The following is a 12,907-nucleotide window of genomic DNA, read 5'->3' on the forward strand; positions in this document are numbered from 1 at the left end:
TTAACCTCCGGCATCGGGCCTCCGATCTCTTTGCTATTTCCCCATCCATTTTTTAAAGTCGGCTACTTTTTCGCGACTTACGATCGATTCTTTATCCACTGCTGGTTTGAGATTTAATAAAAGCCGGTTGCCAAAATAATCATGTATCTGGTCGATGCTGCCAATAGAGACATAGAAGGAACGGCTGATGCGGAAATACCGGTCCGGATCCAGCATATCTTCCAGCTCATCCATGGTATAATCCACTACATATTTTTTATTGTCGTTGGTCTTGAAAAAGTTTAGGCGCCCGTCGCTATAGAAGTAAGCGATGTCCTGCACTTCAATACTAATGAGCTTTTGGGCATGTTTTACTAAAAACCGTTTGCGGAATTCTTTGGGTTGCAATTTTTGCCTTAATTCCTTCACCAGGCTGTCTACATTCAGCGGATCAGCAGACGTATTATTGCCGCCATACATGGATTGGAGGTTTTTAAGCTTATTCAACGCTATCTGCAGGTCCTCTTTTTGTACAGGCTTCAGCAGGTAGTCCACGCTGTTTACTTTAAACGCCTTTAATGCATATTCGTCGTAGGAAGTAGTGAAGATAACAGTGCTTTTCACTTCAATTTTATCAAATATCTCGAAGCTCTGTCCATCGGCCAGCTCGATATCCATCAGGATCAGGTCGGGAGTCGGATTTTGCTCCAACCAGCTTACAGAGGAACGGATGCTGTCGGCAACACCGACTACTTCAGCAGAACTATCAACGCTTTCCAACGTCTTACGCAGCTTTTTTACCGCCAATTCCTCATCTTCGATGATTAGTACCTTCATAGCTCAGTTTTTTTGTGTGTTTAAGCAAGATACTTCAACCAAGCTTATTACAAAACAGCAAGGCTTTTTATTTGCCATATTCTGAGGATGAACTGATCTTTTCAGGTATGAGTTGTAAAGAAATGTTACCAGTTTCCAGTTACCGGTAACAGGAAACCGCTAACGGAAACAATTTATGCTAAGGCTGTATAAGCGGGACCACAACAGCGAACTCCTTTCCGTCATCTCTTACACTGATCTCTTCCTTTTTCATCAGGCGGTATTTTTTTACAATGTTGGTTAACCCCACTTTATTGGAAGACACCATGCGGTCTTTTCGCTGCAGGTTATTCGTAACCACCAGTTTCCCGCTATTGGTGGTCATGATGAGGATATGGAGAGGGCTGTCTTTTAAGATCATATTATGCTTCACGGCATTTTCTACCAGCATTTGCAGGGTAAGTGGCGGTAACTGGTAGCCACTGTATTTATCATTGATGCGGATCTCCATCTCCAGCCCATCGCCGTACCTTGTTTTTAGCAGGTGAAAATAAGAATGGATGAATTGCATTTCGGCTTCGAGGGTTGTCAAGCCCTCTTCGTTGGTGCGCAGCAGGTAACGGTACACTTTACTCATCTCATCCAAAAACTTTTCTGCCTGTTCGGGATCCACACTGATCAGTGAAGAAAGAGAGTTCAAACTATTAAAAAGAAAATGCGGGTTCACCTGTCCCTTCAATCCTTCCAACTGGCTTTGCAGGTTTTCTCTTTTTAACTGGTCCGACTCATCCACCACTTCCCGCCATTTTTCAAAAAAGGCAGCGCCTTCGTTAAAGCTGGTAGCAAGCAGGTTGCAGGTAGCGCCGACGAGCAATACCCACCAATAGTTTTCCATTTTTACGGGCATGCCCTGTATGTCGATATACTCGTAGCCGAAAAACAAAATAGTGATGGCGGCTACCGTTATACCTACAAAGCATAATAGTTCAATACCTATTCGTTTAAATGTCTGGTGATATTCGGGAAAACGATTCAGCAGTATCGTGGCGATCATCCCACAGAGTATATAAATGATCAACACTACGATGCTGGTGACTAAAGTGGGAACCAGGAAATAACCCCATTCCTCAAAATAGATCGTCCCAAATACAAAATAGTTGATCACAATGGCTACCGGCGGTATGATCAAAACACCGATTAGCTTTTCTTTACTACTGTAGCTCAATGCCTTCATATTGTAAAATAACTCACTCATGCGCTGTATATCTAAATTATCTTTTTGAACCCCGCAGAGGCCTCAGGCGCAGCATGAATTGTTATTATTGAGGATGAATTGTTATTTTTTAGGATGAACTGTAGAAAGCAAATTATTAATTAAGATCGGATTTGCGGGCAGAAAAAAGCAAGGTTTTCCTGATTTTTTTGCCCCTTCAATAAACATTTGTTTGTTCCAATCATTGTCGTATTCTCTCCCTTCACCGCTTTCAGTGACAAATCACACAGGATCGGTGATTGTCCGGCCTTCGTTTTTGAAACATTTTTACAGTGTCAATTAACAAACAAACCATTAAAACTTTATTTATGAAACAGAAACTTTTTTCAACACTGGTGGCTGTCGCCATTGGCATTTTATCAGTCGCTGCGGGTGAGCCCGAAAAATTGAATTTGAATGTCGGCAACATTGAAAACATCCATATCGTGGACGGTATCGATGTCGTATTGATCCAGGCCCCCTATGAAGACAATGCCATCGTGCTTGATCAGTTAACATCAGAAAAGCTGAATGTAGAGTTGAGCAACAAAACACTTTATATCGGCAAAAGAGCCGGTAAGTCAAAGGAGAAACCCGTTGTTCACATCTATGTCAACAACCTGAAAAACCTGACCGTCAATGGCGGCAGCGATGTAAAAACCTTTGGCACATTGAAAACCGGCTTGCTGGATGTATTTGTTGAGGGCAATAGCAAAGTGCATATTAAAACAACGGGTATTGTAAGACCTCATTCATTGAATGACGCCGAGTTAAAAGTAACCTACTTATCGAAAGCAGAACCTGCTAAAAAACCTTATTAGTTGGTTTAAATAATCTGCAGGTTAACGTGGTGGTCTCAAGATGCTTAAATATATATTGACAGCTTGAGACCACCTTTTCATTCTATCATTCAACCGCCGCGGTATAATAACACTACCGAACGCTGAATATCTTTCTCCTCCCATCATTTTGGTGTAAACCCCGCTCTCCGAAAAGATCAACTAACAGTGACGATTCATAACAGCCAGGAAAAACCATGCAGAAAGGCAGTTTGGGTTGAATGGTGGTGCTTTTAGATGATCCCGGTCCAGGCCGGGATTTTTTATCCCCGGATTCGGGGATACCCTGGCACATAGATGGGGGTGGTTTGATTGACTATGGCCAGTGACATTTGCCTTCGATTTTTCAAAAACCTCCAATCATTAAACCTTCGTTATGAAAATCAGAAATTCAATCAAGGGTGGCATCGTTGCCGCAGTGCTATCAATCCTTTTGCTGATCGCCTGTTCTAAACACGACGAAACCAGTAAAGAAGAGGATGTAGTGGTAATGACTGCAACCGGAGACATTAATCCCCGTCTCAACGAATTCAGGCAATTACTAGGTGATCAATTAAACACAACACCCGGTGTGGTTGGTGGCCGCCGGGAGATCAATTGGGATGGCGTGCCGGATGAATTATTGAATCAAAGCCTTCCGGTTGACTTTTTTAATCCTACTCATGCGCAGGCATCCGTTTCCAATCAACGTGGCCTCGTGTACACTACCGCGGGTAATTTCCAGGTAAGCAAAACCAATTTTTTGGAAGTAAATCCAAATGCATCCAGCCAGTTCAGCAATTTTAGTGGCAGTAAAAGTTTTGCAAACATCAGCAGTTCGTTGTGGGATGTAGAGTTCCGTATAGCGGGAAAATCTATACCAGCCGGCGTAAAAGGATTCGGAATCGTTTTTTCAGATGTAGACCTGGCCAATAGTACCTCACTTGAATTTTTTAATAAGGAAAAAAGCCTGGGCAAATTTTTTGTACCTGCCAAAGCGGGAAGCAATTTTTCTTTTCTCGGTGTTTATTTCAAAAATAAACAGGTAAGTCGTGTTCGTATTTCGCATGATGGGCATCTCGACAGTCAGCAAAAAGATATCAGCGATAATGGTCAATCGGACCTGGTAACCATGGATAATTTCTTATACAATGAACCGGCAAAAGCCATCGATTAATAAAGTTGTTATCCAAATAACAGCCAACAAAGACCTATATTTAATACATGGTATTACTATCGTCCCGCCGCAACGGGACGACTTTTTTTAAGACCTTTGTAAACTCACTATTCAACCAGCTACGGATTAAAGCCGGCAGATGAAAGCTTTTTTTTCATACCTGTTTTGCATTCTCTCCTGCATGGCCGGTGCGCAACCGGCAACATTATATTTCCGCAATCTTACAGCGGCTAACGGGCTTTCACACAATAAAGTGAATTGCATTATCCAGGATAAAAGAGGCTTTACCTGGATCGGGACCGACGATGGACTGAACCGTTATGATGGCTATCGCTTCCAGGTATTTCGTCACGATCCGGCCAATGCTACGTCTGTGTCCGGCAATATCATTACCGATTTGCTGGAGGACAACAAGGGTATATTATGGATCGCAACAGCTGATGGCGGTTTGACAAAATATGATTATCGCCTCGCACCGCAACAACAATTTAGACAATATAAACACTCCTCTACCGACACTACCTCCATCCCGTTAAACATCATCAATGCCTTGGTGGAAGATCCGGCTGGTTACTTGTGGCTGGCAACAAGCGGACATGGTGTATTGCGCTTTGACAAGCAAAAAGAAATTTTCTCAGAACCTGTGAGCCGCAGATCCAGAACCTATCTCGACCTGGCCATTGATCCGAACGGAAAAATTTGGGCGGGGCGCCAGGGCGGCGGATTAATAAAGATTGATCCGAAGACCTTGTCGTTTGAAGAAGATCAACGGTATTTTAATGTGTATGCGCAACTACCGCACATGACGGTGGCTTCTATTTTCAAAGACAGTAAAAAAAATATGTGGCTGGGATCCTGGGACAAAGTAGTGTACCGGGTAAACACGCTACAAAAAAAAGAAGATGTGTTTTCCAACACGGCCGATCCTTTTTCTTTTCCTGGCGATGATCCGCTTGCCTTTGCGGAAGATCAGCATGGACATATCTGGATCGGCGGCCGTTACAATGGTCTTTATTTTTTTCATCCTGCCACACAAAAATTCTTTCACTACAAACATGATCCAACAAAAGAAGGATCATTGGCCGATAACCAGGTCAACTGCATTTATATTGACCGGTCCGGCATTGTCTGGGCAGGAACAACAAGAGGGCTCAGTATCTATAACCCACTACAACAAAAATTTGCACAAACTTTTTTGCCATCAGTCAATGCGGCTGGTCACACCATATATGATTTTTATAGAGAAGGTGACGGTGAGCTTTATATTGGCAGCAATAGGGGCATTTATATAAAAAACAAAAGTGGCATACAGCATTATCCCATCTCTTATAAAGAAGATCCATTGGCGATTACCAAATTCTTCAAAGATGCTTCCGGCGTTCTGTATGCTGGAAGCAATATTTCTCTTTTTCGGTTCAATAAAAACAATTTCACGGTAGAGCCATTGCCCAATACGGAAAAGGATATCGTCATGAACCGAATCATTGAGTCGAGGGTGGTGTCGATGATAACCGATACTATCGAAGGGCATCCGGTCTTGCTGGTTTCGCCGTACGGTCATTATATCGCCTATTATGATTTCACCCTGCAACAATGGGTGTCAAGACAGGATAGCGTAAGGCAGATCATAAAAAATTTCAACATAAAGGATAATCTCGTCCGGAAATTTTTCAAAGCCAGTGACGGAAAAATATGGATCGCTAATGCCAAGGCTGGCTTGGGTGAATGGGTGCGATATTCTTCACCGGTTATCAACTACTACTATAATATTCCGGGCAACGGGCAATCGATCTCTAATAATCATGTATATGATATTGCCGAAGATTCCAAAGGAAATTTTTGGGTAAGCACATACGGCGGTGGCCTGAATTATTTTGATACCCATAAGAAAACATTTCAGCACATCACTGCCTCGCACAACCTGACCGAGGGTATTCAAACCGATAGTAAGGGAAATGTGTGGATGATCGCTAATGGCGACCTCCACAAATATGATCCCTATCATAAATCTTATACCACCTATCAACTACCCGATCTTGAAAAAACAGGGGGTGTGAAAGGTTATATTTTCAAAGATGAAACCGGAAAGTTGTATGTGGCCGGGTCCAACTATTTCATAGCCTTTGATCCCAATGCAATCAGGGATATGAATACAAAAACAAAAGTCTTCCTGACTGATTTTAAAATTTTCAATGTCTCCTACAGTCATTTGCTGTTTAATAAAGAAATCAGGTTAAAATACAATCAAAACTTTTTCTCACTCGATTATGCCGCACCCGCTTACCAGACTGGTTATCCCGTGCAATATGCACACAAACTGGAAGGGGTTGATAAAGCTTGGGTACTGGATGGTACCAACAATTCCATCAACTACACCAACCTCGATAATGGCGAATATGTTTTTAAAGTAAGGGCCACGATAAGGCCGGGTGAGTGGAGCGATGACATAGCCAGCATTGTTATCCGGATAAATCCGCCGTTTTGGAAAACATGGTGGTTCTACAGCTTGTCGGCCTTGATTATTTCGCTGATCGTATATGCCATTTATCGCTATCGTATCAATGAACTGCTGAAACGCCAGGCCATCCGCAATAAGATCGCACAGGACCTGCACGACAATGTCGGTTCTACCTTAAGTAGTATTTCTGTTTATAGCCAGGTGGCCAAAATCTATAAAGAACAAAACCGGATGGAACCGCTGCAGGAAACATTGGAAAAAATCAGTACGACTTCCAGCGAAATGATATCAGAGATGAATGACATTGTGTGGGCCATCAATCCGCGTAATGATAACATGGCCACCATCCTGCAACGCATGGAGTCGTATGCCCGGCCGCTGCTTACATCACAGGAAATAAAATTTCATTTCAGTTATGAATTAAGTGTGCAACACCAACACCTGGAAATGAACAAGCGGAAAAATTTCTACCTCATTTTTAAAGAAGCAGTGAACAATGCGCTGAAATATTCCAATTGTAAAAATATATGGGTGGAAATTGTACTGAAACATCATCATCTTGAATTATCCGTAAAAGATGACGGGAAAGGTTTTGATCCCCTAAAGGCAAAATCTGCGGCTACGCTGTCGGGCAACGGCGTTCAAAATATGAAAATGCGGGCCAGGGAAATGAAAGGCGCCTGCAAAGTAGAAAGTGAACCGGGAAAAGGCACGACGATCGTGTTGAGTTTCCCGATCCCGTGATTCTCATCCTCTCTCCCCGTATTCGGGGATTGCCGGTCCTAAAATTTAACGGACATTTGTATAAACATCATTACATGAGTCTGCGTATAGCCATTTTTGACGATAATAAAAACATCCGTGAAAGCATCGGCCTGTTACTGGCAACAGTGCCGCAGTTTGAAGTAGTGGGTTCGTTTAGTCATGTATTGGATTGCATTGAAGATATCAGGGAATGCAAACCAGATATTGTATTGATGGATATTGAAATGCCGGGGATGACCGGTATCGAGGCCGTGTCGCAGATCAAAAAAGAATTTCCGCATATACAGGTACTGATGCAAACTGTTTTTGAAGATGATGACCGGGTTTTTGATTCGATTTGTGCAGGCGCATCAGGGTATATTCTCAAAAATTTTCTCAACACCAAACTGGTTGACTCGATCAATGAACTGCAATATGGCGGTTCACCCATGAGCCCTTCCATTGCGAGAAAAGTGTTGAACAAAATGCAGTCGGTTGCAACCATTATCAAACCTGAAGAAGCGCCGGACTATCATCTTACTGCAAGAGAAAAAGAAGTACTAAGCTGCCTGGTAAATGGGTTAAGCTACAAGATGATCGGCGCCGATTTGAATATCAGTTATGAAACGGTACGATCTCATGTAAAAAAGATCTATGAAAAATTGCATGTAGCTTCTTTAACCGAAGTAGTAGCTAAAGCCATCAACCAAAAGATTGTGTAATGGTTAACTCCGCCCTTTCATCAGGAAAAAAATTATTTATATCTCTTCTGCTTTTCACTTTTGCATTTTCACTTTTCACTACACAACTCCGGTCCTCACCTATCTACAATCATTCCAAAAAAGATACAATCATCGTAAAAGATGGTTTTGAAAAAGAAAGATTATCTGCGATCTGGAAAAATGCATTGGTTACAAGGATAAGCAAAGAGCAGTTGGACTCCTTCTCGCAGTTACGAAGAGAAATAGTTGCCGGCGAAATCGCCTGGAAAAAATTGATTGAATCAAAAAGCAGGTATTGGAATAGTTTCAGGGATTCGTTGGCCATTCCGTTCTCCAACCTGAAACTACCTGACACTATCCCGGTGCTGCTGGGACTGTTCGGCAGCGATGATGGATTCACCTACGGTTCGCAAACAGTTTGTCTTGACCTGACGGCCTTACAAACTGCTTATGGTTCTGCTTCTCTACCTGAAAACAACAACAGGATCGACAGGATATTTGCCCACGAATACACTCACCTGCTGCATAAAGCATGGAAACAGCAACATAATTTATCACTCGCAAATTTCAGGGACAGCATACTATGGGAATGCTTGTACGAAGGCATTGGCATGTACCGGTCTTTGAATCCAAAGTGGATTCCCATTCATGGCGAGTTGCCGGAGCTGTCAAAAAAATCGTTGGATAATCTTTACCCTGTCTTCGTGGACCGACTCATAACCATTGAGCAAAATTCATTGCTTACCACGGAGGAAAAAGAGCAATTAAATAAAAATCTTTCCCGGGGAAACGTGAATCAAAAATGGGGAGCTTTCCCCGTAGCCATTTGGCTTTCACTGGTAGCTGATAGTGATGATGAAAAATTACAGAACTGGGTCAATAAAGGCCCTGTTGCTGTTATCGAACTGGCAAAAAAATACCTACCGGCAGAATTGAATCAAAAATTCAGTGCAGTGTTTAAATAAATGCATCTCTTCTTCTCCCCTTATTTGGGTATGCTGCTTACCATTTCGGTTATTGATAAAACTTTTGATGAATCGCAAGTTTGCATCCTAAATTTTATTTTATGAAGTCAAACAAGTTCATCGTTATGATCATCGCCGTAATGGCAACAACCGGGATTATATCCTTTACCAATCCCGACAAAACGGGGAAATCAATTGAAAAGCTTTCAGGTTCCGTCGTATTACAATGGAATGAGATTGCCTTCAAGGCCTTTGATGGCCCTGCTTACCAACATTCACTAATGGCTGCCCGTATCAATGCCATGACGCATCTCGCTATGCATGATGCAGTCAATGCTATCTATCCAAAGTACGCCACTTACAAATTCAAAGAGAGAGATGCGGCGGCAGACCCCATTGCCGCAGTGGCAACCGCTGCTTATGCCGTATTAGTTCATGAAATACCGGCGAAAAGAAGTTTCCTCGACTCGGCCTGGCAAATTTCATTGTCGTTGATAAAAAAGACTGAAGCAAAAACACGTGGCATTGCACTGGGGAAAAAAGCAGCACAAGCCATCCTTGATGATAGAGCTGATGATGGTGCTGCCGGTAATCCACTTGGTGAAATCCCTGCCTCTGCCGTCCCTGGGGTTTACCAGGCGGTACCACCCTTCAATATTGTGTTTGCACCGCATTGGGAAAATGTAAAACTATTCAGCCTGCAATCTAAGAGCCAGTTTCGTCCCGGTCCGCATCCATCGTTAAGCAGTGCCGAATATGCAGCCGGTTTTAATGAGGTGAAGGAAAAAGGAAAGTTAAATAGTTCAGTTCGCCAGGCCGATCAAACAGCTTATGCAAAATTCTGGTATGAATTTTCTGAAGCAGGCTGGAACCGTGTAGCAAGAACTGCGATCATTAACAAGAAATTGAATTTGCCAGATGCGGCCCGTGTGTTGGCCCTGGTAGATATGGCGATGGCTGATGCATATACCGCAGGCTGGGATGCGAAATTTTATTATAACTTCTGGCGGCCCTATACGGCTATCAGAAACGCAGAGTCAGATAATAATCCAGCCACTGCGCCTGAAAAAAATTGGGAACCTGCAGAGCCAACACCGCCGGTGCATGATTATCCATCTACGCACAGTGCATTAGGAAATGCCGGAGCCACAGTGCTGGCAAGATTGTTAGGGGACAATACTTCTTTTACGATGACATCCTTTACAGCTGTTCCATCCGGCAGCACCCGAACATTTACAAGTTTTAGCCAGGCTGCCAATGAAAATGCCGATTCAAGAGTAATGGCGGGCATACATTTTCGTTTCTCGTGTGAAGCGGGACAGGAATTAGGAAATAAAATTGGCAACTGGACGGTGGATAATTATTTAAAACCCCTGAAGTAATTCTTTTCGTAAAATAACAAGAGCCTTTCAATGAAGGCTCTTGTTTATTAATATCAGAATGTAAAACTGGTTTTTATTTTTTACTGATCCTGTACAACCTCCCACCATCCGTAATCGCATATAAAGCACCGTCTTTTCCTTGCGTTACATCACGGAAACGCTGTCCTTCTTCGGATAATAATCTTTCTTCGCCCACGACTTTATTATTTTCAATTACCAACCGGGCAATATGGGTACTACTTAAACCGCCAATGAATAAATTATTTTTCCATTCAGGAATGCTATCACTGCTATAAAAAGTGATACCGCTGGGTGATAACACCGGGTCCCAATAATATACGGGCTGTTCCATGCCTTCTTTCTGCTGAATAGCGTCACCAATCTTTTCACCACTATACTCAATTCCATAAGTAATGGTAGGCCAGCCATAATTTTTGCCTGGCTCAATACGATTTAATTCATCACCACCCCGGGGTCCAAATTCAGTTTCCCATAAGTCCCCGGTAACCGGATGAAATGCCAGCCCCTGCACATTACGATGACCATATGAATACAATTCAGGTCTCGCCGACGAGTTATTCAAAAATGGATTGCCGGGCGCAGGTTGCCCATCTTTTGTAATGCGAATGATTTTGCCCAAGCCTGACTTAAGATCCTGTGCCTGGGGTCTTGTTTCTTTATCAGATCGTTCGCCGGTACTGATGACCAGGTTACCTGTTTTATCAACAAGTATTCTGCCACCGTAGTGCAAACTGCCATCATACGCCGGCTCTGCCCGGTAAATGACCGTGGCATTTTCTATTTTCTTCTCATCGGCTGATAATTTTCCTTTGGCTATCGCTGTAAGATTCTTACCGGCTTTCTTTTCAGAAAAAGACCAATATACCATTCTATTGTTAGAAAAATCAGGATCAATGGTCAATCCTAACAAGCCACCCTGTCCGCTGGCATCAACGGCAGGTATACCTGTAATTGGTGCACTGGTAGTACCATCGGCGCTGGCAATACGCATTGTTCCCTCCTTTTCTGTTATCAAAAACCGGCCGTCCGGAAGTGAAGTGATTCCCCAGGGCATTTTCAATTCCCTGGTAATTATTTTAGCTTCAAAAGCGGATTTTGTTTTTACCGCTGCAATTCTTGTCTGCCCGGCAAATGCGGGTTTATAATCCGTATTCCCTTTTTTTGTTTCAACAGATGCGGAAGCAGAGTCGGTTGTAGTTTGTTTATTTTCCTGCTGGCCTTGATTGCCGCAGGCAGTTAAAAAAAAACTGGTCGCGATTGCAAGACCTGGCAATATTTTATTCACGATTGACATATTTTGATGAATTAATTTGGCAAATTTAAAGATAATGAGTCTTGGGCTGTACATCTTTCCTTTTACCACAATTCGGTACCTGTCTTTGCCACCACAATCATGCCTAATCATTTTTTGCTTTTAAAAGCATTTGCTGCATTAAAAGATTCGTCACCCAATTCGGTGACCGGTTTAACAGCTTTGGTTATTTTTTCAGCCATCACTCAATAAGAAATTTGACTTCTTCTTTAATTATTAAAACGCTTAACATGAAAAACAGGGTTGTTCATTTTCTTTTATTGCTTATGTGTGGCATTAGCACTACAACAATGGCCCAATCATCATTTCACAGAATGGGCGCCAGTTCAAACGCTGTCGTCGTAAAAACAATAAAGCTTTCCACCGGTGTCACATTGGAATATGCAGAACAGGGAGACCCGGACGGTGAACCCGTAATTTTTTTACACGGTATTACTGATTCATGGCATTCCTTTGAATCCACCTTCAAACATTTACCCGCTTCCATACATGCCTTTGCTGTTTCTCAACGCGGACACGGTGATTCAGAACGTCCGGCCGATGGCTACACGCCGAAAGATTTTGCGGCCGACATCGCTGATTTCATCAAACAAAACAAACTGGGTCCCGTCATCATTGCCGGTCACTCGATGGGCGGAGTGAATGCCCAACAGTTTGCCCTGGATTATCCGCAATTGACAAAGGGACTCGTCATCATCGATTCAGATCCTGCCATGAAAGAAAATCCGGGTATGCCTGAATTTTACCATCAGGTGATGCAATTGAAAGATCCTGTTATTGATAAGCAGTTTATGGATGAATTCCAGAAGTCAACACTTGTCAAACCTATTGATCCGGCCTATTATGAATTATTAGTGGAGGAAGGATTAAAAGTTCCTACCCGGGTTTTCAAAGCTGCATTAACAGGATTGATCAATGTTGATTATACTAAAGACCTGGAAAAAATCACAGTGCCTGCTCTTATCTTCTGGGGAGATAAGGATGCCTTTTGTTTAGAAAAAGATCAACAGGTATTTATTGACAATATCCGGAACGCAAAATTGATTACTTACGAAAACACAGGTCATGCATTGCATTGGGAAGAACCGGTTCGTTTTGCCACTGATCTGGTCAATTTCATCAACAAGTTCTTTTAAAAGGCTCATCATGGTTTCCAAAATACTGATGATCATTTTGCTTGCATTATTTATTAATTGCAGGAAAAAAGACAACTTTCCGAACAGGTCAGAATTACTGACCCGTGCTCCACGGGTGTTATACT

The 12,907-nt window shown here is 42.6% G+C and carries 10 protein-coding genes; 7 read left to right on the plus strand and 3 right to left on the minus strand.

Going from position 1 to position 12,907, the window contains the following annotated elements; all coding sequences use genetic code 11:
• Positions 1–33 precede the first annotated feature (33 nt).
• Both ACFEL9_RS03320 and ACFEL9_RS03325 read right to left on the minus strand, forming a co-directional pair.
• Positions 34–816, minus strand: a complete 783-nt coding sequence (locus ACFEL9_RS03320; protein WP_385886107.1) for a LytR/AlgR family response regulator transcription factor — start codon at positions 814–816, stop codon at positions 34–36.
• Positions 817–994: 178 nt separating this feature from the next.
• A complete protein-coding gene (locus ACFEL9_RS03325) occupies positions 995–2,050 on the minus strand; it encodes a sensor histidine kinase (RefSeq protein ID WP_385886109.1) in 1,056 nt (351 codons plus the stop codon).
• 326 nt (positions 2,051–2,376) lie between these two features.
• On the opposite strand from ACFEL9_RS03325, the gene ACFEL9_RS03330 reads away from it, so the two are divergent.
• The 6 genes from ACFEL9_RS03330 to ACFEL9_RS03355 all read left to right on the plus strand — a co-directional run bounded on the left by ACFEL9_RS03330 (position 2,377) and on the right by ACFEL9_RS03355 (position 10,313).
• Positions 2,377–2,868 carry a GIN domain-containing protein gene (locus ACFEL9_RS03330; protein ID WP_385886111.1) on the plus strand — a complete coding sequence of 164 codons (492 nt, stop codon included), beginning with the start codon at positions 2,377–2,379 and terminating at the stop codon, positions 2,866–2,868.
• 394 nt (positions 2,869–3,262) lie between these two features.
• Positions 3,263–4,042 carry a hypothetical protein gene (locus ACFEL9_RS03335; protein ID WP_385886113.1) on the plus strand — a complete coding sequence of 260 codons (780 nt, stop codon included), beginning with the start codon at positions 3,263–3,265 and terminating at the stop codon, positions 4,040–4,042.
• A gap of 139 nt (positions 4,043–4,181) precedes the next feature.
• Entirely contained in the window at positions 4,182–7,244 is a 3,063-nt protein-coding gene (locus ACFEL9_RS03340) for a two-component regulator propeller domain-containing protein (protein WP_385886114.1), read from the plus strand.
• 74 nt (positions 7,245–7,318) lie between these two features.
• Positions 7,319–7,966, plus strand: a complete 648-nt coding sequence (locus ACFEL9_RS03345) for a response regulator (RefSeq protein WP_385886115.1) — start codon at positions 7,319–7,321, stop codon at positions 7,964–7,966.
• Positions 7,966–8,931 carry a hypothetical protein gene (locus ACFEL9_RS03350; RefSeq protein ID WP_385886117.1) on the plus strand — a complete coding sequence of 322 codons (966 nt, stop codon included), beginning with the start codon at positions 7,966–7,968 and terminating at the stop codon, positions 8,929–8,931. The genes ACFEL9_RS03345 and ACFEL9_RS03350 overlap by 1 nt, the downstream gene beginning before the upstream one ends.
• A 101-nt stretch (positions 8,932–9,032) precedes the next feature.
• On the plus strand, positions 9,033–10,313 hold the full coding sequence (locus ACFEL9_RS03355; RefSeq protein ID WP_385886118.1) for a vanadium-dependent haloperoxidase: 1,281 nt from the start codon (positions 9,033–9,035) through the stop codon (positions 10,311–10,313).
• Between the two features lie 73 nt (positions 10,314–10,386).
• On the opposite strand, the gene ACFEL9_RS03360 is transcribed toward ACFEL9_RS03355, so the two are convergent.
• Entirely contained in the window at positions 10,387–11,739 is a 1,353-nt protein-coding gene (locus tag ACFEL9_RS03360) for a PQQ-dependent sugar dehydrogenase (protein WP_385886120.1), read from the minus strand.
• Between the two features lie 137 nt (positions 11,740–11,876).
• Between ACFEL9_RS03360 and ACFEL9_RS03365 the strand changes: the two genes are divergently transcribed.
• Positions 11,877–12,782 carry an alpha/beta fold hydrolase gene (locus ACFEL9_RS03365; protein ID WP_385886121.1) on the plus strand — a complete coding sequence of 302 codons (906 nt, stop codon included), beginning with the start codon at positions 11,877–11,879 and terminating at the stop codon, positions 12,780–12,782.
• Positions 12,783–12,907: the final 125 nt, after the last annotated feature.

It is taken from the genome of Terrimonas alba (assembly GCF_042434975.1).
In the GTDB taxonomy this organism is placed as follows: domain Bacteria; phylum Bacteroidota; class Bacteroidia; order Chitinophagales; family Chitinophagaceae; genus Terrimonas_B; species Terrimonas_B alba.

Excerpts from the sequence above, each read along its gene's own strand:
- ACFEL9_RS03365 (WP_385886121.1), top strand. The coding sequence starts at position 11,877 with ATGAAAAACAGGGTTGTTCATTTTCTTTTATTGCTTATGTGTGGCATT.
- ACFEL9_RS03330 (WP_385886111.1), top strand. The coding sequence starts at position 2,377 with ATGAAACAGAAACTTTTTTCAACACTGGTGGCTGTCGCCATTGGCATT.
- ACFEL9_RS03350 (WP_385886117.1), top strand. The coding sequence starts at position 7,966 with ATGGTTAACTCCGCCCTTTCATCAGGAAAAAAATTATTTATATCTCTT.
- ACFEL9_RS03345 (WP_385886115.1), top strand. The coding sequence starts at position 7,319 with ATGAGTCTGCGTATAGCCATTTTTGACGATAATAAAAACATCCGTGAA.
- ACFEL9_RS03335 (WP_385886113.1), top strand. The coding sequence starts at position 3,263 with ATGAAAATCAGAAATTCAATCAAGGGTGGCATCGTTGCCGCAGTGCTA.
- ACFEL9_RS03340 (WP_385886114.1), top strand. The coding sequence starts at position 4,182 with ATGAAAGCTTTTTTTTCATACCTGTTTTGCATTCTCTCCTGCATGGCC.
- ACFEL9_RS03320 (WP_385886107.1), bottom strand. The coding sequence starts at position 816 with ATGAAGGTACTAATCATCGAAGATGAGGAATTGGCGGTAAAAAAGCTG.
- ACFEL9_RS03355 (WP_385886118.1), top strand. The coding sequence starts at position 9,033 with ATGAAGTCAAACAAGTTCATCGTTATGATCATCGCCGTAATGGCAACA.
- ACFEL9_RS03325 (WP_385886109.1), bottom strand. The coding sequence starts at position 2,050 with ATGAGTGAGTTATTTTACAATATGAAGGCATTGAGCTACAGTAGTAAA.
- ACFEL9_RS03360 (WP_385886120.1), bottom strand. The coding sequence starts at position 11,739 with ATGATTAGGCATGATTGTGGTGGCAAAGACAGGTACCGAATTGTGGTA.